Below are 26,979 nucleotides of genomic sequence, written 5' to 3'. Positions count from 1 at the left end.
GCAAGCCTTGCTCCCACTGGCTTTGCTCCCGCGCCTTAGTTCCCAAGATGCTGCTCCCATAGGGTTACTCGACGATATGGCGAACCGCGAGCAGTAACAGGAAATGCGCGGGATAAAGGCCATACGCCCAGCGCCGCATCGCCGGTGGATGAAAACGACCAGCCTGTCGCAAAAGCATCAGCCCAAGCCATGGCGCGATCAGGCAAGCCACCAGCCCCCACAACGCCACCCCATCCCCCAGCCATGCCGCGCCATACAACACCCGCCATTGATTGGCCGCCACGCAGACCAACCCCGGCAACAAGGCGAAATACCAGGGCCGGCGAAACACCAGCAGCATCGCCAGCGGCAGCAACACACCGAAGAACCCGAACATCAGTTGCGATGAAAACAGTGCCGCCAACAACAACGCCACCGCGGCCAGGCCGCGCGCCTCCAGCGTCGGCACCCGCCAACTGCGCGCCACCAGCAAGCCCAGGACCAGGGTTGGCATCACATTCAGGGTGACGGGATCAGGGATGAACAAGCGGTAGGGGATTTCGCTGACGGCACTGAATAACAACAGCCAGCCCAGGTAACGCCATGAGGCGGTACTGGTGTCGTTGCGCGCCAGGTTCGCCGCCATCGCCAGGCAGAACCACGGAAATGCCAACCGGCCCGGCACATAGAGCCAATCGACGGAGAAACCGACATATCGCAGATGATCGAGCACCATCGCCAACAGAGCCAGCCACTTGAGCAGGTCCAGCGCTCCGTCGCGCCGGCTCATGTATAAAGCCGCGCGACGAGATTGATACTTTCCGACAGAAACATCCGGTGTGTTCCCCCGCTAATCTTGGGTAAAGTGCGCACCAACATAGATCACGGCGTTGCGCACTCAAGCGCACCGAACCATGATCGACACGGCGCTGTGGACCCAAACACGCCGCACCATGGAACGCCCCACCCGGGCATTCCGCCAGGGATCTCTTTATCCAGGACTCTCTATTCAAGGAGCAAGGCCATGACCGACAAGAGTCAACAGTTTGCCAGCGACAACTATTCCGGCATTTGCCCCGAAGCCTGGGCGGCCATGGAAGAAGCCAACCAGGGTCACCAACGCGCCTACGGCGACGACGAGTGGACCCACCGCGCGGCGGACGATTTCCGGGCCTTGTTCGAAACCGACTGCGAAGTGTTCTTCGCGTTCAACGGCACGGCGGCCAACTCCTTGGCGTTGTCCTCACTGTGCCAGAGTTACCACAGCGTGATCTGCTCGGAAACCGCCCACGTCGAAACCGACGAATGCGGCGCGCCGGAGTTCTTCTCCAACGGCTCCAAGCTGCTGGTGGCGCGCACCGAAAACGGCAAGCTGACCCCCGAGTCGATCCGTGAGATCGCCCTCAAGCGCCAGGACATCCACTACCCCAAGCCCCGGGTCGTGACCCTGACCCAGGCCACGGAAGTCGGCAGTGTCTACACCCCGGAAGAAATCCGCGCCATCAGCGTCACCTGCAAGGAACTGGGGCTGAACCTGCACATGGACGGCGCGCGTTTTTCCAACGCCTGCGCCTTCCTCGGCTGCTCCCCGGCCGACCTGACCTGGAAGGCCGGCGTGGACGTGCTGTGCTTCGGCGGCACGAAAAACGGCATGGCGGTAGGTGAGGCGATCCTGTTCTTCAACCATGACCTGGCCGAAGACTTCGACTATCGCTGCAAACAGGCCGGGCAACTGGCCTCGAAGATGCGCTTCCTCTCCGCGCCCTGGGTCGGCCTGCTGCAAAACCAGGCCTGGCTCAAGCACGCCCGCCACGCCAACCACTGCGCCCAATTGCTGGCAGAGCTGGTCAGCGACATTCCCGGCGTGGAACTGATGTTCCCGGTTCAGGCCAACGGCGTGTTCCTGCAACTCTCGGAACCGGCCATCGCCGCGCTGACCGCCAAGGGCTGGCGTTTCTACACGTTCATTGGCAAAGGCGGCGCACGCTTCATGTGCTCGTGGGATACCGAAGAAGCACGGGTGCGGGAATTGGCGGCGGATATTCGGGAAGTGATGGCAGGCTAGGAAAGCCGCCCCGGCCTGTCATGCCCGCCGTGGTGAAAGAGGCTTACTGTGGGAGCAAAGCTTGCTCGCGATGCAGACGGCTCGGCCCATGGGAGACCGCGTCGCTTTCATCGCGGGCAAGCCTTGCTCCCACAGGGCTTTGCTCCCACAGCAAGCTTTGCTCCCACAGACCTTAATCCCACGGGAGGTGCTCACCGCTACTTGGATGGGCAGATCAGAACTCGATCCGCACATCCCCCTTCGGCACGCTGCAGCACGACAGGATGTAGCCCTCGGCCTCGTCGTCCTCGGTGATCCCGCCGTTGTGGTCCATTTCCACTTCCCCGCCCAGTTTCAGCACCTTGCAGGTGCCGCAGATGCCCATGCCGCAGGCCTTGGGGATCATCATGCCGAGCTTGGCGGCGGCGGCGTGTACGGTTTCTCCCGGTCCCACGCGGATGCTCTTGCCCGAGGAGGTGAACTCCACCAGGTGCAAGTCCGCCGCGTCGACTTCAGGGGCGTCGGCGGCCTGTTCGGCCTGCTCCACTGCGTCGGCGCGGGCTTCCGGTGGCGTGGCGCCGAAGGATTCCTCGTGATAACGCTTCATGTCGTAGCCGGCCGCTTCCAGCAGGCGCTTGACTGCGGTCATGTACGGGGTCGGGCCACAACAGAACACCTCGCGATCGAGGAAGTCGGGCACCATCAATTCCAGCATCTTGTGGTTCAGATAACCGCGATAGCCGGCCCAGGGCTCGCCCAGGCCATGTTTTTCGCAGATCAGGTGCAAGCTGAAGTTGTCGATCCGCGACGCCATGTGTTCCAGCTCGCGGTGGTAGATGATGTCCTTGGGCGAGCGGGCACTGTGGATAAAGGTCATGTCGACATTGGCGTTGGTGTCGTAGAACCAGCGCGCCATGGACATGCATGGCGTGATCCCCACGCCACCGCTCAGGTACAGGACTTTCGGGCTCGGGAAATCGATGGCGTTGAACAACCCCACCGGCCCGTGCACCGCCAGCTCTTGGCCTTCATGCAGAGTGTCGTGCAACCAGTTGGAAACCTTGCCCCCCGGTACGCGCTTGATGGTCACCGAGAAACTGTAGGGCACCGACGGCGAGCTGGAGATGGTGTAGGAGCGCATGACCGGCTGGCCTTCGATTTCCAGCTCCAGGGTGACGAATTGCCCAGGCTTGAAAAAGAACAGGATCGGCTGGTCAGCCATGAAGCAGAAGGTGCGCACATCCCAGGTTTCCTGGATGACTTTGACGCAACGTACGATATGTCGGCCATTGGCCCAGGTCTGGGTCGTGACCGGGTTCAGGAAGTTATTGGACATGCTGATCTCCACGGCCGACTGTCGGCCTTCATGAGGGCGATTGTGCGCAGGCGCCTGGGTGACCATTTACCTATCTGCGACATTCACATACTTATCGCGACCAGCCCCCAACTACCGGGGCTTGCGCGTCGGGAACAGATTGGGCCATGTCGCCCATGGATAAGGTTCGGCCCCTGCGCGGCCCCACACTCGCCCCAACAGATAAACAAAGTTTTCTGCCTTGCGTAGCACAACCGATTAGTCATTTTTCGCCGGCCACATAGAGGGCCATGAGGATAAAACGATGGACGTCACCACTACCCTTAGCCTGGGCGATCCGCTGGAACCCGCACGCAAGGCCACCGCGCAAATGCTGCAAGAGCGTGAGCGCACCTTTTCGCTGCCGCAGCCGTTCTACTCCGATGAGCGCCTGTTTGATATCGATATGCAGGAAATCTTCCAGAAAGAATGGTTGATCGCCGGCATGACCTGCGAAATCCCGGCCAAGGGCAACTACCTGACCCTGCAAGTCGGCAAGAACCCGATCATCGTGATTCGTGGTGCCGAGGGCGTGGTGCATGCGTTCCATAACGTCTGCCGCCACCGCGGTTCGCGGCTGTGCACCAGCGACAAGGGCAAGGTCGCCAAACTGGTCTGCCACTACCACCAGTGGACCTACGAGCTGGACGGACGCCTGCTGTTCGCTGGCACCGAGATGGGCGCCGACTTCGACATGAAGCAGTACGGCCTCAAGCCTGTGAACGTGAAGACCGCTGGTGGCTACATCTTCATCAGCCTGGCCGAGAACCCGCCGGCCATCGATGACTTCCTGTCGACGCTGAACCATTACATGGAACCGTACGACATGGAGAACACCAAGGTGGCGGTGCAAACCACCTTGATGGAAAAAGCCAACTGGAAACTGGTGCTGGAAAACAACCGTGAGTGCTACCACTGCGGCGGCGCGCACCCGGAACTGCTCAAGACCCTGCTGGAATGGGACGACGTCACCGACCCACGCGCCGACCAGGCGTTCAAGGACCACGTGGCCGCCTCCGCCGCCGCCTGGGACGCCGAGAAGATCCCTTACGCCCACGCCAGTTTCGGCCTGCGCAACCGCATCGTGCGCATGCCGCTGCTCAAGGGCACCGTGTCGATGACCATGGACGGCAAGCAAGGCTGCGCCAAGCTGATGGGCCGCATCAAGAACCCGGACCTGGGCTCGATGCGCATCCTGCACTTGCCGCACTCGTGGAACCACTGCATGGGCGACCACATCATCGTGTTCACCGTGTGGCCGATCAGCGCCCAGGAAACCATGGTCACCACCAAGTGGCTGGTGCACAAGGACGCGGTCGAAGGCGTGGACTACGACGTCGCGCGCATGCGCCAGGTCTGGGACGCCACCAACGACCAGGACCGTCGCCTGGCAGAAGAAAACCAGCGCGGCATCAACTCCACCGCCTACCAGCCAGGCCCGTACTCCAAGACCTATGAGTTCGGCGTGGTGAACTTCGTCGACTGGTACAGCGAGCGCATGCTCAACAACCTGGGGGCCGAACCGGCGCCGTACCTCAAGGGCGTTCCGGTCCAGGGCTAAAATCCAAAGCTTCGGTTGATGATCGTCCCCACGCTCTGCGTGGGGATGCAGCCCGGGACGCTCTGCGTCCCAAAAGCGAACGCGGAGCGTCCGTAGAGGCATTCCCACGCAGAGCGTGGGAACGATCTTCAGTGGGAAGACCACCGCACACTGCCATCCTCCCCATAAAACGTCTCGACAATCTCCTCCCCCTTCAGCCGCACCTTCACATACCCGTTCAACACCCGCTGCGGATACGCCTCGTCTCCCGCCAGCTGCGTTTCCGACCACAGCACCCGGGCATGCCCATTCAACTCGCTGGTAGTACCGTAGGGAATCGCTCCGTGCCCGGCGCAGCGCGCATGCAGCCCGCCTTGCGGCGCGTAGCAGATACCGTTGTGCAGATGCCCCCAATACCAATAATCCGGCTCGCGCCCCAAGGCATCGCACACCGGTTGGTAAAGCGCCGTCTTGTTGTGCCCGGAAATATCAAAACCCTGGTGATGACTGAGCACCATGAGTTTCTTGCGCTTGGGCAGGGTCTTCATCCACTCGATCTGCTGGGTGTTGAGGGTGCCGTCCATGTACAGGTTCATGGCGTCCGAGGCGTAAGCACTGTCGAGGCCGACCACCAGCCAGTCGTCGTTATACAAGGCAAAGTAACTGGTGCCTTGCTGCACAGGGAAACGCTTGGACAGTTCCTTGAAATAGCCGTGGGCACCGCTGTACATCTCATGGTTGGAATTGAGAGTAAACGCGCCATGCTTGCCCTGGGGCCAGCCGACCATGTCGACGTCTTCCTGGGAATGGGTGCCGGCGTAATACACGTCGCCCAGATGGATGGTGAAATCGGCCAGGGCGAGTTGCATCTGGTTGGCCACCGCCACCGCCGGGGCATGACTGTCGAACGGCCCGGTGCCCCAGTCGCCAGCGATGGCCAGCACCACGTCGCTGTCCATTTTCACCAGCGCCGGGTTGGTGGCGAACGGCGCGTGGTGGCGCAGGTTCTCGATCCACTTGAGCAGCGCCTCGCTCCACAACAGGTCCAGCAGCTCCCATTTGCGGCAGCCGAGCAAGGTGCCGTCCTTGAGTACCCGGGTCGGCAACTCGTCCTCGCTTTGCGGCAGGGGCGTGGCGTTGCCGATCTTGAGGATCGACAAGCCGTGGGACAACTCCCACGGCACGGCCGGTTCGTCGTCCGGCAGGTCGCCATGCTCGATGACATGCTGGGCCTGGTCGTGGCCTCGCTGCAGCAGCTTGACGATGGCCTGGAACTCCTCGGGCTCCAGGTCGTTGACGAGTTTTTTCCAGGACATTTCCAACCGCGTGACCAACCCGTGCAGGCGGACCTTGACCTTGTCGAACTCATGTTCCCAATGGTGCAGTAATGACATGTGAACGCTCCTTCGCAATGCCCTGGGCTACAGGGTCTTCATGAATTCGATCAGGGCCCGTTTGTCGACGTCCGACAGCTGCGTGCCATACAGGTGGCCGCCGTTGTGGTTGCCTTCCAGACGGGTGTCGTATTTGAAATCCGCCGACGCCTTCATCTGCGCGCCACTGGTGATGAAGCCGACTTTCTGCGGGTCGTAGATGTCGGAGCCGGTGTAGAACACCTGCGGACGCTGCTCCGGCGCTTGCAGCAAATCCCACAGGGTCGGCACCGAACCGTTGTGCAGGTACGGCGCGCGCAGCCAGATGCCGTCGGTGGGCGTGTTGCTGTAGCTCTGGGTCTTGCGGTAGGCGTTGAAGTCGAATGGCGGTTTCTTGAAGCCGTGGAACGCCGTCACCAGGCCGGTGGTGAAGGAATTCAGGCGATGGGGATCGGTGCCCAACTGGTCGATGTTGGTGGTGACCTGGCCGGTGTCGCTGCGGCCAAAATCGTGGCAGCCGGCGCAGTTTTTCTCCCAGATCGGTTTGCCCTGGGCGACTTTCGCCTGGTCCAGGGCGAACGGCCAGGCCGGTGCCTTGTGGCCCAACAGCCAGTTGGTCACGCGATTGAAACTCGGCGGCAACACCGATTGCGGCGTCGCCCCCACGGCCATCGCCGCTGCGTAGTTGCGTTCGTGGATCTTGTTGTTATTGCCATCCCAATGCAGGTACATGGACTCGCGCGGTTTCTGGTTCCAGACCTGCGGCAGATCCACGGTGCCGATGGTGGAGTCATCCGGGAAGCCGAACACCACCATTTTGGTCGGATTGAAGGTGTCGGTCCGCCCTGGCCCCTGGGCCGGACGCAGCTTCTGCCAGGCGTAGGCCTGCTTCTGCTTGAGCAGCGCACTCTTGGCCATCGGGATGATCAGGTAACGGTTGTACAGCTTCTCGAAAAAACCCAGTTGGAACTTGCTGTTGATCGCCGCCATGACAGCATCCGGGGTGAATTTCGGGTCGCTGGCGCAATCGTAGGCAAACCACTGGAAGGCTTGCAGTTGCAGGGTATTGGCCGGTGCGGTGGCGACCGGAACCGCTACGTCACTGGCGTTGGCCCGGTAGGAACCGGTGTGGCACAGGGCGCAGTTCGGTTCCACCGTGGGGTAGCCGAGCTGCCGCTTGGCCATGCCAATGGGCAGATCGTTGCCGTTTTCGTAGAGAAAACCGAACACCTCGTAGCCGCCCGGCTTGGGCAGTTTTTCCGGGCACATCTGTGGCAGCACGGCGAACAGGTAGTACGGAATCCGCGCCTCGATGCCGAGGCCAATGGCGGCGTATTTGTAATGGTCTTCATCGGAGGCGAAGTCCGGTTGCGGCACTTCCCGGATCATCTGGTACCAGGTCTGGTAGCCGATGAAGCCCAGCACCAGCAGCACCACCAGCGTGCCGACCTTGAAAGCGTGGCTCTGCCAGCGCAGCGCCCAGCCGGCACGCCATTCCCGCCAGCCGGCGCAGAGCAAGGCCAGCGGGCGATTGGCCGCTGGGCAGCCGAGGTACAGCAGCACGCCCAGGATCAGGAACATGCTCAGGTCGCCCATCAACATCGGCACGAACACCTGGCCCTGGTTGTTGGTGTTGATCAGGTAGATCCAGAACACCACAGCCACCAGCCGCGACAGCACGCACAACCACGAATGCACGACGAAACGCGGCGCGTTGAACCCCGAGGGCATGTAGAACAGGCTGATCCCCACCAGCAACATGCCGGCGTTTTCCAGCCAGGGATCGGATAACACGGGCGGCAGGCCGAGCATGGACGTCAGCAACGCCGGCGCAAACAGCGCCGGAATCGCGAAGAACATGTTCATGACGATCCCGACCCAGATGATGCGTTGGAACCAGCGGATGTAAGTGTTCATGGCATCCTTTTCCTTATTCCTGACTCACGAGATGCGGCGCTCTGGTGATCGCCATCGCGAGCAAGCTCGCTCCCACACTGGATCAGCGGTACATAGCCCCCTTGTGGGAGCGAGCTTGCTCGCGATGCAGTCGACTCGGTCTTGAGTCAACCGAGCGCCGTCTTCTCCAGGTGCTCGAGGATGATCGGATACACATCCACCACCGCATCCTTGCCGAACATGCAGTCGATGTGGCCGTAACCCGGTATCTCGTGACGGCTGAACAACTGCGGGCCGTGCATCTCGCACAGTCGCTCGTAGGTCTTGAGGGTGCTTTGCGGCAAGTAGCACTGGTTGTCGGCACCGCTGATGAAGCAGATCGGCAATTTCAACCGATCGAAATGCGGCATGTAGACGTCGTTGCCCTTGAAGTCCACCAGGTGCCCCTTGCGCACGATCAGCGCCAAGTGCTCGAAGGTCTGGATGTTCGACTCGCCGAACAATTCATGCAGGTTGTCGTGCAGGGTTTCGTTGAGGGTGTCGTGGCGGTACAGCGAGGCATACATGAACGTGATGCGATGGCAGACCGGGTTGGTGCAGTAGCCCTGGGCCTCGATCCGGGCATAGCCGTTGAGGGCCTTGTCGTAGAGTTTGTTGAACCAGCTTTCCTTGGTGTCGGCGTAGGCCGTGAGGGACTTGATGCCGATGGCATCGAGCATCCCCGGCAAATGCAAACCGGCCTTCAGCCCAGTAGCAGTGGCGACCACCGTGTCGGCGGCGATCTGTGAGCAGACCACCGAACGCACGCCCTGCAAACCCGCCAGCATCGACATGAAGAACGTCGTCGCACCGTAGCAATGCACTACGCACTGCACGTCACTGGCCAGGGTCGCCTGCTGGATCTGCTCGATGGCGGCCTTGAAATCGTACTGGGCCACCTGGTCGCCGTTCCATTCATTTTTGCTGGCCGGCAGCAGGATGCTCACCCGCAAATCCAACAGCCAGACGTCGTATTCGTGCTTGCAGAGGTATTCCAGCAAGTTGGTGTGGATGGTGTCGGTGGAGAAAATATTAGAGCCCACGCCCAGGCCATGGACCAACATCACCGGACCTTTGGTGCCGGCCTGGTAACGGGTCAGGCGCAGCTCGACGTTGTCTTCGGTCTGGAAGAAATGCACCACCGGTGGCGGCGCATCCAACGGCCGTTTCAACCGGGGCGGCGCGTCCGGGTTGAAGTAGACGTCGCCGGCGAAGACACCGCCATAGCTCTCCCACAAGATGCCGGCAAAGAACTTGCCGAACCGCGCCAGCGCCTCCACGCGTTCACGTTCATTGCGGGCATTGAGCACTTTCATGGTGGTCATTTGCTTGGCGAAGTCGGCCGGCAGAATGTGCATCACCCCCGAACCGATCACCGCGCCGGTCTTGTCCGGCCCACGATAGAGGGTGACGTACAAGGTACTGGTGTCGTGCCAGATGTTCAGCACACCGTTATCCTCGGGCACCGTCTTGAAGGCGCTGAAGTAATAGTCGCTGCCGTCTTCGGCGGTTAGCTTCATGTCGTAGTTCATGTGCCGCACGCCAACCTGTTCCTGGTACTGCTCGAACAGGTTGAATACCCCATTGCTGGCGACCAGCGGCTGCGACGAGAGCGACGGTGCGTCGAGGGTGCCCACCAGGGTCGCGGCGTGTTCCGGTTCCTTGATCATCCGGTTGAGGTCGGCGGCGGTGATGGTCAGCGTGAATTCGATGGGCGAGTTGTCGGTCTTGCCGCGCTTGGCCGCCGCTTCGTACAGGCTGAGATCGGTGCCCTGGGGCTGAGTGAAGGCGGTGGAAAAATAGCCCTTCATGGTTTCGGTGAACTGCACGCCAAGTGTCGGCGCCGCCACCGCTTTACGCGGGGCCGAAGGCAGCGTGTAGTCGATGATCCAACCCCGATCAGCCGCCAGCAGGCCCACGTTGCGCTCGCTCACCGCCGAGATGGTCAGCAGCGGGTTGACCGCCAACGACGTCGGGATCACCGAACCGTCGGTCACGTACAGGCCCGGGTAGACATCGGTGCCACTGGCGCCACTAAACACCTGGCCCTTGTGGTTGACCACGCCTTGAGTCGCATCCTCGCCCATCACGCAACCGCCCAGGGGATGGACCGAGACGATGCTGTGCTTGAGCAGCTTGGTCCAGATCGGGTTCTCGACCCAGATCCCACCCAGGGCCTTGGTGCTCTGGTGCAGCCGCTCGTTGCCAAGGGTGACGTTTTCCTGTTCGCCGACGCCGGGCCAGTCGATGCGCAACTGGTCCTTGTTGTCGAGCAGCATGCGGCCCTTGCCGTTGTCATGGCTCATGATCAGATAGGTCTGCATGTTATGCAGCGCGCCGTAGTAGGGGCCGCGCAAAAAGCTCTCGGCTTCGCGCCCCTTGTACTTGAGGCTGGCGCCGAAGCCGGTGTCGGTGGGCACGCCGATCATTTCGGCAAACGCCGCCATGCTCGGCACCATGGCCCGGCCGAGGGCGCCGGGAATAGAACCTTCCTCGATGACCATGCGGCTGCGCCAGTCACCCTCGGTGCGCATGTCGATGACCGAGGTGATGCATGGCCCCACCGGTTCCAGTTCCTTGGCCGAATGGGCACCGAAGCCGATGCCATTGATGACCTGGTCGCAGTTGTGGCCGAAGCCGAGAATGTCGCCGTTGCCGCTCATGTTCTCGCCCAATTGGCTGGACATCGACAGGCCCTTGTCCCGCGAGCGCAACATGATTTCGGTGGAGCCCAGGGTGCCGGCAGACACCACCACGATGTCGGCGCGCACGAACAGGGTCGGCGCCGAGAACATCTCGCGACCGCTGTCCAGGTATTGGAAGTGCACGATCCAACCATTGCCGTCGCGCTCCAGGTGCCGCACCTCGGCCTGGCAGAAAATCTCCGCGCCGTGGTTCCAGGCATCCGGCAGGTAGTTCATCAGCGTGGTGTTCTTGGCCTTGTTGTTACAGCCCGAAACGCAATCGCCACAACCATTGCACGGCAGCTGTTCGACACCGACGTGGTTGAGGTTGTTGGGCAGCTTGTCGAAAGTCACGTTGATCGGCGGCTTGTAGAAATGCGCGCCTTGCTTGAGGTAATCGGCCGATTTTTTGTGCGCGTCAAGCTTGGGCAGGTTCGGCTCCGAGGCCGGATACGAATTGGGCTTGAGCATCTCCCGGGCCCGGGCGTAGCCGTCCTTGAGCAGCGTGTCCTGGTGCTCACGGACCGCCTGGGGCCAGCGCGGGTCCTCGAACACGCCAGGCTCCGGCTCCAGCGAAACGTTGGCATTGATCAGCGACGTGCCGCCCAGGCCACAACCGACCACCACGTTCTGCTGGGCGTTGACATGCAGGTCGAACAGCCCGGTGCGCGAACCGATGTGGCCATCCGGGTCATGGACTTGCAGTTCCTCGGTGGCCGCGAGCAGGGTATTGGGGTATTCGCCGGGCTGGATTTCCCGGCCACGCTCCAGCAGGCACACCTTGCGCCCGGCCCGGGACAGGCGTGAGGCAGCAATGCCGCCCCCGTAGCCGGAACCGATGACGATCACGTCGTAGTGCTCCTGGATATCACTGATGGGGGTCGAGATCCGTGTCATGTTCAAGTCCTCTCAGGCAGAAGGGGCAACTCTGCGGTTGCCTGCAAATCGACAGGCGCACGAACGCCTGGCCACCGTCCCTTGCAGGGTCCGGCGACAGTCAGCGGTGCTACAGGGGAAAAACCCGGGCGCTATAGACGCGCACGCTGATTGACGGCGCGGCGATGAATGCGTTTGTGCAACGAGGTGGGAGGTGTCGGGACGCAGGTCACCGATGATTGCGGGTGTGAGCGGGGGTCCTTGCTATCCATCATGTGTTCTCCCTGAACCTGATGTGGATAAAGTGGCGATGTCCTTGTGCGATGGAGTGAAGACAGCCCACAGACCCTCGTCAAGGGTGTGACTTAGAACTGTATGAAATTTGATCTATCGCGATTTGCGCTATGCCCGCCGTGGCTTGCAGCATTTGGCGAACAAGTTATCCACATGACCACCCACAGCAAATGGGGACAAGTGTGCGTATGTCCGGCATTTTTCCACCGGCAAAGTGAATAAAAACCGTGACTTATGAACAATGACGGTTTTACCGGCCTATCGGTTGTTTTTTGATCAAAGAGCTGCAAGCCATGCCTGGCAAGGCGTGTGGCGGTAAGTGAACACCTTATCCACAGAAGCGCCAACAGCGTTTGGGGGTAATTCTGACGATTCTGTGGAAAACCCTTCGGACGACTTGTAAATCGAGGTTTTCCGGAGGTTTTCCTGATAAAAATGGCTGATTGATCATTTTGTGATCAACTTAATGAAGACCCCGGTTCGTATGGCTTGCAGCGTAGAGCGAACATCTTATCCACAGAAGCGCCAACAGAGATTGGGGGCAAGTTTCGGCTGGAGCGAATAACTACTCACAGGCAAAAGCCAATAAAAACCGTGGGTTAGGCTGACTATTTTTTGAGCGCAGGCCTGGAGGGCCTGTTTTGCATAGGGTGCAGCGAGGGGCGAACAGGTTATCCACAGAAGCGCGCACAGGGATTGTGGGTAACCCACCATGCCTATTTTTTGTGGGAGCTAGCCCTGTGGGAGCAAAGCTTGCTCGCGATGAAAACGCCTTGATCTCTTAAGTGCCGAGGCGCCTGGATCGCGAGCAAGCTTTGCTCCCACAAGGGGTCAGGGGGTACTTGAGGTCAGCGAACCACCCCTTCCTCCACCAACAGCTTGAGAATCGCCTCCGCCCCCGCCTCCGCGCTCACGCCCTTGAGCACTTGCCCGCCTCCGCCGCTGGCCTTGGCCGTGGCGGCTTTCATGCGGTCGGCGCCGCTCTTGGCCTTGATCACTTTCAAGCGTTTGGGGCGTGGCTTGGCCGGTTGCAGGGTTGCCACCGCCAGCAAGGTGTCGTCGATTACCTCGACTTCCTCGCCATGCAACGCCCCGCGCCGGGCCGGGCCGTAGGCGCTTTGCCGAGGTTTTGGCGCAGCGTTATCCACAGTGGCCAGGAACGGCAGGCGCACTTTGAGACGGCGTCGTTGGCCTCGAGGCAAGGCTTGCAGTACCAGGGCCACGCCGCCGTCGATGGACTCGACCTGGGCCAGCCCCACCACCAACGGCCAACCAAGATTCTCGGCCAGCAGGAACGGCAACATGCCCGAACCTTCACCGGTTTCGGCCTGGCTGCCGGTGAGCACCACTTGGGCTCCAGCGTCACGCAGGTAATCGGTCAGGGCCGGCAGAGCGTCCGCGCCGACAGGGTTTTCCAGCACGTGCAATTCATCCAGGCCCATGCCCAGGTAGGCGCGCAGGGCCGGTTCGGCCACATCGCCGGCGTGCAGCACTTGCAGGTCGCTGCCGGCCAGTTGCAGGCCCAGCTCCACGGCCCGGGCGTCCTGTTCGGCGCGCCGGGGTCGCCCGGAAGTGGGGTGGGCGCCGATGGACACGAGGCTGATCACTTGGGTACTCATCAACTTATCCTTCTTAAGCCGCATCGCGCTTGGCTTCGTTGCGGTAAGCCTCTACCGCCGCGATCAAGGCCTGGAGAATCGCCGCGCTGTCACCGATCACCGACAGGTCCGCCCGTTTGATCATGTCGCAACCCGGATCGAGGTTGATTGCCACCACCTTGTCGCAGGCGCCAATGCCCTGCAGGTGCTGGATCGCCCCGGAAATCCCCACGGCCACGTAGACCCGCGCCGTAACCCAGGTGCCGGACGCACCGACCTGGCGATCGCGAGCCATAAAGCCGTCGTCCACCGCCACCCGCGAAGCGCCTTCAGTGGCGCCCAGGGCCGCAGCGGTCTGGTGGAACAGCGCCCAGTCCTTGACCCCATTGCCGCCGGAGAAAATGAATTCGGCTTCGGCCATCGGGATCGCACCCGGGTCCACCGCCACCGCGCCGAGGTCTTCGATACGCGACAAGCTGCGAACCACGCTTGTGGATAACTCCACCGGTAAGGCTTCGTGGCGGGTTTCGCTGACCGGTTCGGCGCATTCGGCCGCCGCCAGGATCAAGCGCGCCAATGGTCGGGCCAGGTCTTGCAAGCCGGCACCGGCGCGGCCGATGCACTCTTCACCCTTGACCTGCCAGACCCGCGTGGCCGGGCGTTCGCCCAGGGTCGCAGCCAAACGCCGGCCCAGTTCGCCGCCACCAGTACGGCTGTCAGGCAATAGCCAATGGCGCGGGCTGAATTGGTTATCCACAGCCCGCAGGCCTTGCACCCGTTGTTCCGGTGCATAACCGCTGAATTCTTCGCCATCGAGCACCAGCAAGCGGTCGACACCGGCCGTGGCGAAGGCGTTTTCCTTGTGTTCGCCGAAGACCACCGCCAGCACCGCGCCTTCGCTGCCGGCAAGCTGATGGGCCAGGCCCAGCAGATCGCGGTCGTGGCTGCTCAAGCGGCCACCGACCATGTCCGGCACCACACTGATGTAGAACGCAGGTTGCGGCACCTGATGCAGCGGCAGTTGCACTTCAGCGGCGGCGGTACGCTTGGTCGCGCCACCCTGCTGGGCGCCGCTGCGGTCGATGCGCTTGATGCCATTGGGGCCGATGAAACCGACGCCATGGACATTCTTGCGGATGATGCCGTTGGGCCCCATCCAGCTGTGCTGCACCGGTTGCATGGCCGCGTGCAGCGGGTGCAGGCGGTTGCGGGCGATCCACTCGGCGCGGGGGTCGCGGCGGATGATGTCACTCATTAATGCACCTCCGCGGGTTCACGTTTGGCCGGGGTTACCGGTTTGCTCGGGGCCGCGTCTTCCAGCAGCGCGTCGGCCACCAGTTCGGCGATGTCCTTGATCATTGGCCGCGGTTCGACCACGCCTTCCAGCATCGCGGTGCACTGTGGACAACCCACGGCCACCAGTTCGGCGCCGGTTTCGCGGATGTCGTCCATGCGCATGTCAGGGATCCGCTGCTTGCCCGGAATGTCGGTGATCGGCGCACCGCCGCCACCGCCGCAGCAACGCGAACGGAAACCGGAACGTTGCATCTCCTTGACCTCGATACCCAGCGCACGCAACACCTGGCGCGGCGCCTCGTATTCGCCGTTGTAGCGGCCCAGGTAGCACGGGTCGTGATAGGTCACGCTGTCGCCCTTGTGCTGGCCGAGGTTGAGGGCACCGGCATCGATGATTTCCGCCATGTAGGTGCTGTGGTGCTGCACCAGGTAGTTGCCATCGAAGGCGCCGTATTCGTTTTTCAGCACGTGGAAACTGTGGGGGTCGCAGGTGACGATGCGGTTGAAGCTGTATTTGGCCAGGGTCTGGATATTGCGCTTGGCCAACAGCTGGAACGTCGCCTCATCACCCAGGCGCCGGGCCACGTCGCCGCTGTCGCGCTCTTCGAGGCCGAGCACGGCGAAGTCGATTTTCGCCGCCTTGAGCACTTTGACGAAGGCGCGCAAGGTGCGCTGGTTGCGCATGTCGAAAGCACCGTCGCCGACCCAGAACAACACGTCGGTGGATTTCTTCTCGCTGAGCAGATTGAGGTTCAAGTCCGCCGCCCAGTTCATCCGCCCGCCCGGGGCGAAGCCGCCAGGGTTGTCGGTGGCGATGAGGTTTTCCAGCACCTCGGCGCCCTTGTTCGGCGTCGCGCCTTTTTCCAGGGTCAGGTGGCGGCGCATGTCGACGATGGCGTCGACGTGCTCGATCATCATCGGGCATTCCTCGACGCACGCCCGGCAGGTGGTGCAGGACCACAGGGTCTCGGCGTCCACCAGGCCGTTGACGATCGGCTGATGTGGGTTGCCGCTGTGCTCGCCCACCGGTTTACCTGGATAGGGGCTGCCGGCGAATTTCGCATCGGTGCCGCCGGCCAGGCCGACGACCATGTCCTGGATGAGCTTTTTCGGGTTCAGCGGCTGGCCGGCAGCGAACGCCGGGCAGGCAGCTTCACACTTGCCGCACTGCACGCAGGCATCGAAGCCCAGCAGTTGGTTCCAGGTGAAATCCTTGGGTTTCTCAACGCCCAGCGGTGCGCTAGGGTCGTTCAAGTCCAACGGCTTCAGACCGGTGGAACGACCGCCACCAAAGCGCTCGGCTCGGCGGTGCCAGGCCAGGTGCAGGGCACCGGCGAAGGCATGTTTCATTGGCCCGCCCCAGGTCATGCCGAAGAACAATTCCGACACGCCCCACAGCACGCCGACACCCAGGACCGCCGCCACCAGCCAACCGCCGAAGTTTTCCGGGAGGATGCCCGCCACCGGCAGGGTCACCAGGAAGAACGACGCCGAGAAGGCCAGCAGGCTTTTCGGCAGGCGCATCCAGGGGCCCTTGGACAAACGGGCCGGCGGATTGCGCCGACGCAGGTAGACGAAGATCGCACCGACGAACATCACGGCCGACATCAACAGCAACGCATAGCCGAGGAAGCGATTATGCAGGCCAAAACCGTGGACCAGGATCGCCAGCACCACCGACGCCACCGCACCACCAGCCGTGGCCACGTGGGTATTGGCAATGTATTTGTCCCGCGCCACCACATGGTGCAAATCCACCATATAGCGCTTGGGCATGGCGAAGAGACCACCGATCAGGTCGACCTTGGCCGGTCGTCCACGGCGCCACATGTTCACCCGCCGCAAGGCGCCAAGGACCGCGAGGCCCAGGGCAGCAAACAGCAGGATGGGAAGAAGGGTGTTCAACATGGTGAAGCTCCCAAAGACCTCAGGTCTTGCAGGCACAGAAACCTGGATGTCTTGCTCGATCCCTGTGGGAGCGAGCTTGCTCGCGAAGACGGACTCAGATCCAACATAAATGTCGACTGATCCACCGCTATCGCGAGCAAGCTCGCTCCCACAGGGTTATCCACAAGCCGTTAGAAATCCTTGCACAACCGCAGGGCGTCGTAGATGGCCGCGTGGGTATTACGCTGGGCCACGCAGTCGCCGATGCGGAACAGCAGGTAGCCTTCGCCACTCTGCTCCAGGCACGGCTGGGGCTTGATCGCGAACAGGGCTTCAACGTCGATCTGGCCCTTGTTGCGCGAACCTTCCTTGAGCGCGTAGTAGATTTCCTCGTCCGGCCGCACGCCGTTTTCCACCACCACCTGGTCCACCACGCGCTCTTCCTTGGCACCGGTGTATTCGTTCTCCAGCACCGCCACCAGCTTGTCGCCTTCGCGGTAGACCTTCTCCAGCATCATGTCCCCGGTCATGATCACTTCCTTGGGGTACATGCTGCGGTAGTAGGTGGGGAACGACGTCCCGCCAATCGCCACGCCCGGCTTGATGTCGTCGGTGACGATCTCGACCTGGCTGCCCTTGTCGGCGAGGAAGTCGGCCACCGACATGCCGGTGAACTCGCAAATGGTGTCGTAGACCAGTACGTTCTTGCCCGGTGCAACCTTGCCGTCGAGCACGTCCCAGCTGCTGACCACCAGCCCTTCGGCGGCGCCCCAGTGCTCGTTCTGCTCCAGGTACGGATGCCCGCCGACGGCCAGCACCACCACGTCCGGACGCAAGTCCATGATGGTTGCCGCATCAGCCGCCACGCCCAGACGCAGGTCGACTTTCAACCGCGCCAGCTCCAGTTGGAACCAGCGGGTAATACCGGCGATCTGGTCCCGTTGCGGGGCTTTCGAGGCGGTGGTGATCTGCCCGCCGATGAATTCTTTTTTCTCGAACAGGGTCACGTCGTGCCCACGTTCGGCGGCCACACGCGCCGCTTCCATCCCAGCCGGGCCGGCACCCACGACGACCACCTTGCGTTTCGGCCCGGTGGACTTCTCGATGATGTGCGGCACTCCCATGTATTCACGGGACGTCGCGGCGTTCTGGATGCACAGCACGTCCAGGCCCTGGTACTGGCGGTCGATGCAGTAGTTGGCGCCGACGCACTGCTTGATCTGGTCGATCTGGCCCATCTTGATCTTGGCGATCAGGTGCGGGTCGGCGATGTGGGCGCGGGTCATGCCGACCATGTCGACGTAACCGCCCTCCAGGATCCGCGTGGCCTGGTTCGGGTCCTTGATGTTCTGCGCGTGCAAAACCGGAACCTTGACCACTTCCTTGATACCGGCGGCCAGGTGCAGGAACGGCTCCGGTGGATAACTCATATTCGGGATGACGTTAGCCAGGGTGTTGTGAGTGTCGCAACCCGAGCCCACCACGCCGATGAAATCCAGCATGCCGGTGTCATCGTAATACTTGGCGATCTGCTTCATGTCCTCGTGGGACAAGCCGTCCGGGTGGAACTCGTCGCCGCACAGGCGCATGCCCACGCAGAAGTCGTCACCGACCTCGGCGCGCACGGCTTTCAACACTTCCAGGCCGAACTTCATGCGGCCTTCGAAGGTGCCGCCCCATTCGTCGGTACGCTTGTTGACCCGCGGGCTCCAGAACTGGTCGATCATGTGCTGGTGTACGGCGGACAGCTCGACGCCGTCCAGGCCACCGGCCTTGGCGCGCCGTGCGGCCTGGGCGTAGTTGCCGATCACCCGCCAGATCTCTTCCGGCTCGATGGTCTTGCAGGTGGCGCGGTGCACCGGCTCACGCACACCGGACGGCGACATCAGGGTCGGCCAGTTGAAACCGTCCCAACGCGAGCGACGGCCCATGTGGGTAATCTGGATCATGATCTTGGCGCCATGCTTGTGCATGGCGTCGGCCAGGTTCTGGAAGTGCGGAATGATGCGGTCGGTGGACAGGTTCACCGAACTCCACCATTCCTGCGGGCTGTCGATGGCGACCACGGACGAGCCACCGCAGATCGCCAGGCCGATGCCGCCCTTGGCCTTCTCTTCGTAATACTTCACGTACCGGTCGGTGGTCATGCCGCCGTCGGTGGCGTAGACCTCGGCGTGCGCGGTGCTGAGCACGCGGTTGCGGATGGTCAGCTTGCCGATCTGGATCGGCTGGAACATTGCTTCAAAAGCCATGGTGCGATCCTCGACTTACAACGGCTTGACGATGAACAGGCCGTCGTCGTGGCCTTCTTCGGAACCGCCGTAGACCTGCTCGGCCACGGTGCGGATCTTGCTGCCGCGAGCGGCGAGGATCTGGTCCATGGCACCGGCGAACCAGCCAGTGAACATGTAGTCGACCTTGCGCCCGACCTTGCCGTACACATAGACGAATGCCGAGTGTTCGAGCTTGACGCTGGCGGTGCCTTTGTCCAGGTCGATGTCCTGGATCTTGAACAGGCCCCAGCCACGCTGCGACAGGCGCTTCATGTAGTGCTCGAACACCGCGACGCCTTCCAGGCCATGGCATTCGGCTTCTTTTTCACACCAGTGCCAGGCGGATTTGTAGCCGGCCTTGTAGAGAATCTCGGCGTAGGCGTCGGCGCCCAATACTTCTTCGATGCCCATGTGGTTGTTGACGAAAAAGTGCCGTGGCACGTACAGCATCGGCAGGGCGTCGGAGGTCCAGACACCGGTTTCGCTGTCGACTTCGATAGGCAGTTGCGGGGCGATCTTGGCCATGAAAACTTGACTCCGGAAATTCGTGGTATTGCCTGCGGCGCAGAGGGCCGCAGGTAGAGGATTGGCGGTACGGCGGCGTTTTATTCGCCCCAGACGTCTTTCAAGACGCTGACCCAGTTTTCGCCCATGATCTTGCGCACTACCCGCTCAGGATGGCCGCGCTTGAGCAGCGTCTCGGTGAGGTTCGGGAACTCGCCCACGGTGCGGATGCCCAGAGGGTTGATGATCTTGCCGAAGCTGGTCAGACGACGGGCGTAGCCCTTGTCGTGGGTCAGCATTTCGAAGAAGTCCTGGCCGTGGCCCTGGGTGAAATCGGTGCCGATGCCGATGGCGTCTTCACCAACGATGTTCATGGTGTATTCGATAGCTTCGGCGTAGTCGTCGATGGTCGAATCGATGCCCTTGGCCAGGAACGGCGCGAACATGGTCACGCCGACGAAACCGCCGTGATCGGCAATGAACTTCAGCTCTTCATCGGACTTGTTGCGCGGGTGTTCTTTCAGGCCGGACGGCAGGCAGTGGGAGTAGCACACTGGCTTCTTCGATTCGAGGATGACCTCTTCGGAGGTCTTGGAACCGACGTGGGACAGGTCGCACATGATGCCGACCCGGTTCATCTCGGCGACGATTTCGCGACCGAAGCCCGACAGGCCGCCGTCGCGTTCATAGCAACCGGTGCCGACCAGGTTCTGGGTGTTGTAGCACATCTGCACCACACCCACGCCCAGTTGCTTGAAGATCTCGACGTAGCCGAGTTGGTCTTCGAAGGCATGGGCGTTCTGGAAACCGAAGATGATGCCGGTCTTGCCCTGTTCCTTGGCGCGACGGATGTCGGCGGTGGTTTTCACCGGGATCACCAGGTCGCTGTTCTCGCGGATCAGTTTCTGGCTCGCGGCGATGTTGTTGATGGTGGCCTGGAAACCTTCCCACACCGACACGGTGCAGTTGGCTGCGGTCAGGCCGCCCTTGCGCATGTCTTCGAACAGGTCGCGGTTCCACTTGGCAATGATCAGCCCGTCGATAACGATGCTGTCGGCGTGCAATTCGGCTGGGCTCATCAGGCAGTCCCCTTTTGTCAGCGATTCATGCGCCGAATCGTGTGCCGGCGCTTTGGGGCCAGCATATGCCTGAGGGCCGTGGCGACCCGGTGCAAAAACGACAGGGGAATTGCCGAAAGCGTCAATCCACGACAATGGACTACAACAGGCCCACCCTACCCGTCTGTTCTTTAGCCGACGCTTGCGCCAGAATCCGCCGCATCACTGGTTTTCACTGGACTCGAGCGGCAACGCGATGAAATCACTCTTCCTGGCTTTGGCACTGATCAGCACCGTCGCACATGCGACCGAAGACACCGAACCCAACCCCTGCGACGAAGTTGAAAACGACGTCCAGACCCTGGCCTGCTCGGTCTACGGCAAAACCGCTGCCGAACAATTGCTGGGCGAAAACCTGCAAAGCCTCTTTGAGCGCCTGCAAACCCGCTACGCCAGCGACAAGGCCCAGCTCAACGACATCACCACCAAGGTCAAGACCGCCCAGCAACTGTGGCAAAAACAGCGCGACGCCGACTGCGCCATCGCCGCCTTCCCGGCCAAACCCGGCAGCGAAACCTACAAAATCGCCGAAAACGACTGCATGGCCCAGGTGAGCGATGATCGGTCGGAGTTTTTGGAGTCGATTGGGCAAGACTGAGGGCAATATTCAGACACCTTTCATGCGTTGGCCCTGGAGGGGATATAAGTCAGGATTCGCAAAACTTATAAAAGACTTATATCCTTTCATGAACACCATCCACTGGACCAGAAAAGCCGTTAAGCAGCTTCTGAAATTGCATTCTGCCCATCAGGCCCAGGTTCGGGACGCCGTTACGGCGCTCGCCCAGATGCCCGACGCGGCGAACGTCAAAGCGCTTGTCGGCCATGACTACGCCTATCGCCTTCGGGTAGGCCGCTATCGAGTCATGTTCGATTGGGACGGGGCGATCAAGATCGTCAGCATTCAAGAGGTCAGGAAACGCGATGAACGTACCTACTGATATTCAGATCATCAATGACGCAGACGGGCATCCGGCATTTGTGGTCATTCCATATGCCCAATACGTCGCGCAGAAACTGGAACCCGATCTGATTCCCCATGAAGTCGTCAGCCGCATCGTCGATGGCGCCACGCCCATTCGTGCCTGGCGCGAACACCTGAACCTGACTCAAGATGAAGTCGCCAGGCGCCTGGGTATTTCTCAACCGGCGTTTGCCCAGCAAGAGTCGGTCGCCAAGCCTCGCCGAGCCACCCGCGAAAAAATTGCTGCGGCCTTTGGTATCCATGCTGACCAGTTGGAGCTGTAAGCTGCACGCCACCCTCCAGCAAAAGGATTCACATGAAAACGTGCGGCATCGAAATCAAAGGCAGCGAAGCGATCATCGCCGTTGCCTCGCTGGATCAACAGGCGTTGAGCCACGTCCCGCTGAACACCAAGAAAATCGCCCTGGACGACGATGACGAAGCCGCCAACGTCAAGGCGTTTGCTGCTCAGGTCCGAGCGTTCGTGACGGATAACGGTATCGAACGCATCGCCATCAAAAAGCGCAGCAAGAAAGGCGAGTTCGCCGGTGGGCCGACGACGTTCAAGATCGAAGGGGTCTTCCAGTTGCTGGACGGTTGCGAGGTGACGCTGCTGTCGCCGCAGACCATCAATGCACAAAGCAAGAAACATGACTTCGCCCTGCCGGCGACGCTGAACAAGTACCAGCATGAGGCGTACAAGGCGGCGTGTTCGGCGCTGATGAAGAAATAGACCTTTTCCAGCCGAACACCGTACCTATAGTCATGGAATTTTTTGTGGGAGCAAGGCTTGCCCGCGATGGAGGCGATGCGGTCCTTCAGAAACCGAGTCGACTGTTTCGCGAGCAAGCTTTGCTCCCACAAAATCCCCTCTCCACACAGGTCACTATGCTCGACCGCCAATCGGGTCAGGACCGATTCTGTTGCTTGCGATACCCCTTCAACCAATCGGCAAACGCCTTGTCCTCCAGCGCATAACCACCCCGGTTGGACTTCCACACCAATTCCTTTTCACGCAGCGCATCAATACAGGATTGGATGGTCTGGGTACCGGGCACGACTTCGCTTCCCATAGTCCTCAGCGCCTTGCCCACCGCCTCCAGCGTTGAATCGGTGAAGGGCGCGAAGGGTTCGTTGTTCTGCGAGCGCTCGGCCATGACCTGCAGCACCGCGCGTTGTGGCACCGTCAGGGCGTTCCAGGCGCTCTCGAACTCGGTCCAGACGCCGGCGCGCAGCATTTCGGCGCTGCTGCGCAGCAATTCACCCAACTGGCTCGCCTCACCCAGCTCCAGGGCAATTTCGCCGATGACGCTGCGCAACATCTCGGGACGGCGCCCAACCAACTCAAAAGCCTGGTCGAGGTCATCGGCGTTGAACTGGTTGGTTTGAGCCAGGTGTGCGTTCAAATGGGCGGTGTAGGCCTGGGTGAAAGCTTTGCCCAACAACGGAAACGGCGTGATGCTGGACCCGTAGAACGGTTGGTTGCGGCTCAATACCAAGTGGGCGAGCTTGTCGCGATTGGAGCCGGTGAACACCAGCCGCAGGCCGCTGGCATCCCCCTCACGTCCCTGGTTGAGCTGGTCACGGGCAGCCTTGAGGCCGAACATCGCGTTGACCCCGGCCTCGGTGGTCAATGCATGCTGGGCTTCGTCGATCACCAGCACCACGGTTTTACCCGCGGCACGGTGCAACAGCTCCAGCGCCTGGGTCAGCGTCGCCCCTTCGGGCAGTTGCGGCTGGCTGAAATCCCAGGACAACGTGCGCAAGAAGCTGAGTTTGTCGATACCCATGGATTTGGCGAGCTTGCGGATGCCCTTTTCATAAGGCACCAGTGCGCCGGCGATGGCCGAGGCGATCAGGTCGGCAGGGTCCTTCTCCTTGTTTGCCCAAAGGTCGACGTAGACCGCAAGCCAACCTCGCGTCTCGCATTCGGGAATCAAGTCTTCGCGCAGGAACGTACTTTTTCCGGTACGCCTTGGCGCGGCCAGGAACAGGCCTGAGGTGTAATCCTGGATCCCGGCGCCGGCCAGCCCATCGACAATATTGCGGGCCAGATCGGGGCGCCTGAAGACAAAACCGGGATGCTTGGACATGGTTTTATACTCAATTATGGCGACAGGTATAATTTATAGTCGCGAGTATAATTGAGTATAAAAGCCTGTCAAACCAGTTCCCGCCCATCCCCCTGCCGTCGTCGATCCTCCCGCGGGCAGCGCTCGAACCGTGCCCGATAGCTGCGGGTGAAGTACGACGGCGACTCAAAGCCGCAGGCGATGCTCACTTCCAACACACTCATGTCGGTCTGGCGCAGCAGCTGCCGGGCCTTCTCCAGGCGCAGGCGCAGGTAGAAGTTGCTCGGGGTGTCGTTCAGGTGCAGGCGGAACAGGCGTTCGAGCTGGCGACGGGTGACGTTGATCGATTCGGCCAGCGCCAAGGTGCTCAGGGGCGGTTCGCTGTGGGTTTCCATCTCGCCTATGACGTGCACCAGCTTCTTGTTGCGAATGCCATAGCGGTTGGCGATTTCCATGCGCTGGTGGTCTTTGCGCGGGCGGATGCGGCCGAGCACGAACTGCTCGCTGACCTGGATCGCCAATTCCGAACCGTGGGCCTGGCCGATCAGGTCCAGCATCAGGTCGATGGAAGCAGTGCCGCCCGCGCAAGTGATCCGGCGACGGTCGATCTCGAACAGTTCCTGGGTCACGCTGAGTTGCGGATAGGACTCCTTGAACGCCTCGATCGCTTCCCAATGCAAGGTCACGCGGTGCCCTTCCAACAGCCCCGCCTCGGCCAGCACCACACTGCCGGTGTCGATGCCGCCCAAGGTCACGCCTTCGTTGTCCAGCCGATGCAGCCAGCGCTCCAGCGCCGGGGTGGCGAATTTCAGCGGCTCGAACCCGGCCACCACCCAGAGGGTCGCGCCTTTCTTCAAGGGCTCCAGTGCGGCATCGGCGTTGACCGACATGCCATTGCTCGCCAGCACCGGCCCGCCATCGACACTCAGCACATGCCAGCGGTATAGCTCGCCACGAAACCGATTGGCGACCCGCAAAGGCTCGATGGCCGAAATGAAACCGATGGCCGAAAAACCCGGCAGCAACAAAAAGTAGAAATCCTGGGACATGGAGCGCACTCGGTTGGCGGGTAGCGTGCGGACCTTGATACGCCAGTTGCAACGGCCGTTCAAGAGTCGCTGCAGTGCAAGAGCACGTCGCCGCTGTGCGTTTTGCCAGGCGCCGGGCTGCGTAACTTGGCATCACCGGTGCGCAGATGCCGGAACCCATAACAATAAGCTGCCGAGGAACCCGACATGAAACGACTGATCAGCTCCTGTGTACTTGCACTTTGCGGCACCACTTTGCTCAATGGCGCCGCCATGGCAGCCGACCCTGCCGCATGCCAGAACGTGCGCCTGGGCGTGGTCAACTGGACCGACGTCATTGCCACCAGCGCCCTGACCCAAGTGATGCTCGACGGCCTCGGCTACAAGACCAAGCAAACCAGCGCCTCCCAGCAAATCATCTTCGCCGGCATCCGCGACCAGCGCCTGGACCTGTTCCTGGGCTACTGGAACCCGTTGATGACCCAGACCATCACCCCGTTCGTCGAGGCCAAGCAGGTCAAGGTGCTGGAGCAGCCAAGCCTCAAGGACGCCCGCGCGACCCTGGCCGTGCCGACCTACCTGGCCGACAAGGGCCTGAAAACCTTCGCCGACATCGCCAAATTCGAAAAAGAGTTGGGCGGCAAGATCTACGGCATCGAGCCCGGCTCCGGCGCCAATACCCAGATCAAGGCAATGATCGCCAAGAACCAGTTCGGCCTGGGTAAGTTCCAGCTGGTGGAGTCCAGCGAAGCCGGCATGCTCGCCGCCGTGGACCGCGCCGTGCGCCGCAAGGAAGCCGTGGTGTTCTTCGGCTGGGCACCGCACCCGATGAACGTCAACGTGCAAATGACCTACCTCACCGGCAGCGACGACGCCCTCGGTCCGAACGAAGGCATGGCCACCGTGTGGACCGTCACCGCGCCGGACTACGCCCAACAATGCCCGAACGTCGGTCGCTTGCTGAGCAACCTGACGTTCAGCGCCGAAGATGAGAGCCGGATGATGCAGCCGTTGCTCGATCACAAGGACCCGCTCGAATCGGCCCGGCAATGGCTCAAGGATCATCCGCAAGACAAGCAGCGTTGGCTCGAAGGCGTCACCACCTTCGACGGCAAGCCCGCCGCCGACAACCTGAAACTGACCAGTAACTGAGCAACCGCTATCCATCTGCGCAGCACCAAAGGGCTGTGCAGTGACTCACCACGCCTGAAGGAATCCGCACCATGAACCACGACGTCATCATCACCTGCGCACTCACCGGTGCTGGCGACACGACCGCCAAGAGCCCTCACGTACCGGTCACCCCGAAACAGATCGCCGCCGCTGCCGTCGAGGCGGCGAAGGCCGGGGCCACGGTGGTCCATTGCCACGTCCGCGATCCGCAGACCGGCAAGTTCAGCCGCGACGTGGCGCTGTACCGCGAGGTGATGGAGCGCATCCGTGAAGCGGACGTGGACATCATCGTCAACCTCACCGCCGGCATGGGCGGCGACCTGGAGATCGGTGCGGGCGAACGGCCGATGGAGTTCGGTCCCAACACCGACCTGGTCGGTCCGCTGACCCGCCTGGCCCACGTCGAAGAGCTGTTGCCGGAAATCTGCACGCTGGATTGCGGCACCCTGAACTTCGGCGACGGCGACACCATTTACGTCTCCACCCCGGCGCAACTGCGGGCCGGCGCCAAGCGCATCACTGAGCTGGGGGTCAAGGCCGAGCTGGAGATCTTCGACACCGGTCATCTGTGGTTCGCCAAGCAACTGATCAAGGAAGGCCTGCTGGAAAACCCGCTGTTCCAACTCTGCCTGGGCATCCCGTGGGGCGCACCGGCCGACACCACCACCATGAAAGCCATGGTCGACAACCTGCCGGCGGACGCGGTGTGGGCCGGCTTCGGCATCGGCCGCATGCAAATGCCGATGGCCGCCCAGGCGGTGCTGTTGGGCGGCAACGTGCGGGTTGGGCTGGAAGACAACCTCTGGCTGGACAAAGGCGTACTCGCTACCAACGGCCAACTGGTGGAGCGCGCTGGCGAGATCCTCAGCCGCCTCGGCGCCCGCGTGCTGACCCCGGCTGAAGGTCGCAAGAAAATGGGGCTGACCCAGCGCGGCTGAGCCAACACCCATCTCCCCCTATGGGGCACAACCTGTGGGAGCAAGGCTT

At 61.6% G+C, this 26,979-nt stretch carries 21 protein-coding genes; 8 read left to right on the top strand and 13 right to left on the bottom strand.

Annotation, left to right across the window (positions count from 1 at the left end):
• Positions 1–64: 64 nt before the first annotated feature.
• On the bottom strand, positions 65–769 hold the full coding sequence (locus F7R20_RS24980) for a TraX family protein (RefSeq protein ID WP_003206311.1): 705 nt from the start codon (positions 767–769) through the stop codon (positions 65–67).
• A 234-nt stretch (positions 770–1,003) separates the two neighbouring features.
• Between F7R20_RS24980 and F7R20_RS24975 the strand changes: the two genes are divergently transcribed.
• A complete protein-coding gene (locus F7R20_RS24975) occupies positions 1,004–2,044 on the top strand; it encodes a threonine aldolase family protein (RefSeq protein WP_003206313.1) in 1,041 nt (346 codons plus the stop codon).
• A 214-nt stretch (positions 2,045–2,258) separates the two neighbouring features.
• On the opposite strand, the gene gbcB is transcribed toward F7R20_RS24975, so the two are convergent.
• Entirely contained in the window at positions 2,259–3,359 is a 1,101-nt protein-coding gene (gene gbcB, locus F7R20_RS24970; RefSeq protein WP_003206314.1) for a glycine-betaine demethylase subunit GbcB, read from the bottom strand.
• 283 nt (positions 3,360–3,642) lie between these two features.
• On the opposite strand from gbcB, the gene gbcA reads away from it, so the two are divergent.
• Complete coding sequence (gene gbcA / locus F7R20_RS24960; protein ID WP_003206316.1) at positions 3,643–4,938, top strand: glycine-betaine demethylase subunit GbcA; 1,296 nt, start codon at positions 3,643–3,645, stop codon at positions 4,936–4,938.
• A gap of 128 nt (positions 4,939–5,066) precedes the next feature.
• Here the strand turns inward: gbcA and F7R20_RS24950 are convergent, their stop codons facing one another.
• The 9 genes from F7R20_RS24950 to F7R20_RS24910 form a co-directional block, all read right to left on the bottom strand.
• A complete protein-coding gene (locus F7R20_RS24950) occupies positions 5,067–6,311 on the bottom strand; it encodes a metallophosphoesterase (protein WP_003206318.1) in 1,245 nt (414 codons plus the stop codon).
• 27 nt (positions 6,312–6,338) lie between these two features.
• Positions 6,339–8,207 (bottom strand): c-type cytochrome, encoded by a 1,869-nt coding sequence (locus F7R20_RS24945; RefSeq protein WP_003206319.1) that lies wholly within the window; start codon positions 8,205–8,207, stop codon positions 6,339–6,341.
• A gap of 146 nt (positions 8,208–8,353) precedes the next feature.
• The gene (locus F7R20_RS24940) at positions 8,354–11,806 is read right to left on the bottom strand and encodes a GMC oxidoreductase (RefSeq protein WP_003206320.1); all 3,453 of its coding nucleotides are present in this window, start codon (positions 11,804–11,806) and stop codon (positions 8,354–8,356) included.
• A gap of 1,121 nt (positions 11,807–12,927) precedes the next feature.
• A complete protein-coding gene (gene etfB / locus F7R20_RS24935; RefSeq protein ID WP_003206321.1) occupies positions 12,928–13,698 on the bottom strand; it encodes an electron transfer flavoprotein subunit beta in 771 nt (256 codons plus the stop codon).
• A 13-nt stretch (positions 13,699–13,711) separates the two neighbouring features.
• Positions 13,712–14,932: an electron transfer flavoprotein subunit alpha gene (gene etfA, locus F7R20_RS24930; protein WP_003206323.1), complete on the bottom strand. Its 1,221-nt coding sequence runs from the start codon at positions 14,930–14,932 to the stop codon at positions 13,712–13,714.
• A complete protein-coding gene (gene dgcB, locus F7R20_RS24925; protein WP_003206324.1) occupies positions 14,932–16,881 on the bottom strand; it encodes a dimethylglycine demethylation protein DgcB in 1,950 nt (649 codons plus the stop codon). Before dgcB ends, etfA begins: the two co-directional genes overlap by 1 nt.
• A gap of 170 nt (positions 16,882–17,051) precedes the next feature.
• Positions 17,052–19,112 (bottom strand): dimethylglycine demethylation protein DgcA, encoded by a 2,061-nt coding sequence (dgcA, locus tag F7R20_RS24920; protein WP_003206325.1) that lies wholly within the window; start codon positions 19,110–19,112, stop codon positions 17,052–17,054.
• A 15-nt stretch (positions 19,113–19,127) separates the two neighbouring features.
• On the bottom strand, positions 19,128–19,658 hold the full coding sequence (locus F7R20_RS24915; protein ID WP_003177589.1) for a 4-vinyl reductase: 531 nt from the start codon (positions 19,656–19,658) through the stop codon (positions 19,128–19,130).
• 80 nt (positions 19,659–19,738) lie between these two features.
• Positions 19,739–20,716: a dipeptidase gene (locus F7R20_RS24910; RefSeq protein ID WP_003206328.1), complete on the bottom strand. Its 978-nt coding sequence runs from the start codon at positions 20,714–20,716 to the stop codon at positions 19,739–19,741.
• 235 nt (positions 20,717–20,951) lie between these two features.
• Here F7R20_RS24910 and F7R20_RS24905 point away from each other — a divergent pair, with 235 nt between their 5' ends.
• The 4 genes from F7R20_RS24905 to F7R20_RS24890 all read left to right on the top strand — a co-directional run bounded on the left by F7R20_RS24905 (position 20,952) and on the right by F7R20_RS24890 (position 22,452).
• Complete coding sequence (locus tag F7R20_RS24905) at positions 20,952–21,353, top strand: lysozyme inhibitor LprI family protein (protein WP_003206332.1); 402 nt, start codon at positions 20,952–20,954, stop codon at positions 21,351–21,353.
• Positions 21,354–21,441: 88 nt separating this feature from the next.
• On the top strand, positions 21,442–21,696 hold the full coding sequence (locus F7R20_RS24900; RefSeq protein ID WP_003206334.1) for a type II toxin-antitoxin system RelE family toxin: 255 nt from the start codon (positions 21,442–21,444) through the stop codon (positions 21,694–21,696).
• Complete coding sequence (locus F7R20_RS24895) at positions 21,680–22,003, top strand: helix-turn-helix domain-containing protein (RefSeq protein WP_003206335.1); 324 nt, start codon at positions 21,680–21,682, stop codon at positions 22,001–22,003. Before F7R20_RS24900 ends, F7R20_RS24895 begins: the two co-directional genes overlap by 17 nt.
• 32 nt (positions 22,004–22,035) lie before the next feature.
• Complete coding sequence (locus F7R20_RS24890) at positions 22,036–22,452, top strand: DUF3010 family protein (RefSeq protein ID WP_003206337.1); 417 nt, start codon at positions 22,036–22,038, stop codon at positions 22,450–22,452.
• Positions 22,453–22,627: 175 nt separating this feature from the next.
• On the opposite strand, the gene F7R20_RS24885 is transcribed toward F7R20_RS24890, so the two are convergent.
• Both F7R20_RS24885 and F7R20_RS24880 read right to left on the bottom strand, forming a co-directional pair.
• Entirely contained in the window at positions 22,628–23,812 is a 1,185-nt protein-coding gene (locus F7R20_RS24885) for an ATP-binding protein (RefSeq protein WP_003206338.1), read from the bottom strand.
• 68 nt (positions 23,813–23,880) lie between these two features.
• The gene (locus F7R20_RS24880; RefSeq protein WP_003206339.1) at positions 23,881–24,840 is read right to left on the bottom strand and encodes a GlxA family transcriptional regulator; all 960 of its coding nucleotides are present in this window, start codon (positions 24,838–24,840) and stop codon (positions 23,881–23,883) included.
• 186 nt (positions 24,841–25,026) lie between these two features.
• Here F7R20_RS24880 and F7R20_RS24875 point away from each other — a divergent pair, with 186 nt between their 5' ends.
• Both F7R20_RS24875 and F7R20_RS24870 read left to right on the top strand, forming a co-directional pair.
• Complete coding sequence (locus F7R20_RS24875; RefSeq protein WP_003206341.1) at positions 25,027–25,971, top strand: choline ABC transporter substrate-binding protein; 945 nt, start codon at positions 25,027–25,029, stop codon at positions 25,969–25,971.
• Between the two features lie 71 nt (positions 25,972–26,042).
• Entirely contained in the window at positions 26,043–26,930 is an 888-nt protein-coding gene (locus F7R20_RS24870) for a BKACE family enzyme (RefSeq protein ID WP_003206342.1), read from the top strand.
• Positions 26,931–26,979: the final 49 nt, after the last annotated feature.

The sequence above is a fragment of the Pseudomonas brassicacearum subsp. brassicacearum genome, from assembly GCF_008801605.1.
GTDB lineage: Bacteria > Pseudomonadota > Gammaproteobacteria > Pseudomonadales > Pseudomonadaceae > Aquipseudomonas > Aquipseudomonas brassicacearum.
This window is presented reverse-complemented; position numbering and strand designations above follow the sequence as displayed.

Excerpts from the sequence above, each read along its gene's own strand:
- dgcA (WP_003206325.1), bottom strand. The coding sequence starts at position 19,112 with ATGGCTTTTGAAGCAATGTTCCAGCCGATCCAGATCGGCAAGCTGACC.
- F7R20_RS24905 (WP_003206332.1), top strand. The coding sequence starts at position 20,952 with ATGAAATCACTCTTCCTGGCTTTGGCACTGATCAGCACCGTCGCACAT.
- etfA (WP_003206323.1), bottom strand. The coding sequence starts at position 14,932 with ATGAGTGACATCATCCGCCGCGACCCCCGCGCCGAGTGGATCGCCCGC.
- F7R20_RS24975 (WP_003206313.1), top strand. The coding sequence starts at position 1,004 with ATGACCGACAAGAGTCAACAGTTTGCCAGCGACAACTATTCCGGCATT.
- gbcA (WP_003206316.1), top strand. The coding sequence starts at position 3,643 with ATGGACGTCACCACTACCCTTAGCCTGGGCGATCCGCTGGAACCCGCA.
- gbcB (WP_003206314.1), bottom strand. The coding sequence starts at position 3,359 with ATGTCCAATAACTTCCTGAACCCGGTCACGACCCAGACCTGGGCCAAT.
- F7R20_RS24890 (WP_003206337.1), top strand. The coding sequence starts at position 22,036 with ATGAAAACGTGCGGCATCGAAATCAAAGGCAGCGAAGCGATCATCGCC.
- F7R20_RS24940 (WP_003206320.1), bottom strand. The coding sequence starts at position 11,806 with ATGACACGGATCTCGACCCCCATCAGTGATATCCAGGAGCACTACGAC.
- F7R20_RS24945 (WP_003206319.1), bottom strand. The coding sequence starts at position 8,207 with ATGAACACTTACATCCGCTGGTTCCAACGCATCATCTGGGTCGGGATC.
- F7R20_RS24885 (WP_003206338.1), bottom strand. The coding sequence starts at position 23,812 with ATGTCCAAGCATCCCGGTTTTGTCTTCAGGCGCCCCGATCTGGCCCGC.
- F7R20_RS24880 (WP_003206339.1), bottom strand. The coding sequence starts at position 24,840 with ATGTCCCAGGATTTCTACTTTTTGTTGCTGCCGGGTTTTTCGGCCATC.
- F7R20_RS24875 (WP_003206341.1), top strand. The coding sequence starts at position 25,027 with ATGAAACGACTGATCAGCTCCTGTGTACTTGCACTTTGCGGCACCACT.
- etfB (WP_003206321.1), bottom strand. The coding sequence starts at position 13,698 with ATGAGTACCCAAGTGATCAGCCTCGTGTCCATCGGCGCCCACCCCACT.
- F7R20_RS24910 (WP_003206328.1), bottom strand. The coding sequence starts at position 20,716 with ATGAGCCCAGCCGAATTGCACGCCGACAGCATCGTTATCGACGGGCTG.
- F7R20_RS24895 (WP_003206335.1), top strand. The coding sequence starts at position 21,680 with ATGAACGTACCTACTGATATTCAGATCATCAATGACGCAGACGGGCAT.
- F7R20_RS24900 (WP_003206334.1), top strand. The coding sequence starts at position 21,442 with ATGAACACCATCCACTGGACCAGAAAAGCCGTTAAGCAGCTTCTGAAA.
- dgcB (WP_003206324.1), bottom strand. The coding sequence starts at position 16,881 with ATGTTGAACACCCTTCTTCCCATCCTGCTGTTTGCTGCCCTGGGCCTC.
- F7R20_RS24870 (WP_003206342.1), top strand. The coding sequence starts at position 26,043 with ATGAACCACGACGTCATCATCACCTGCGCACTCACCGGTGCTGGCGAC.
- F7R20_RS24950 (WP_003206318.1), bottom strand. The coding sequence starts at position 6,311 with ATGTCATTACTGCACCATTGGGAACATGAGTTCGACAAGGTCAAGGTC.
- F7R20_RS24915 (WP_003177589.1), bottom strand. The coding sequence starts at position 19,658 with ATGGCCAAGATCGCCCCGCAACTGCCTATCGAAGTCGACAGCGAAACC.
- F7R20_RS24980 (WP_003206311.1), bottom strand. The coding sequence starts at position 769 with ATGAGCCGGCGCGACGGAGCGCTGGACCTGCTCAAGTGGCTGGCTCTG.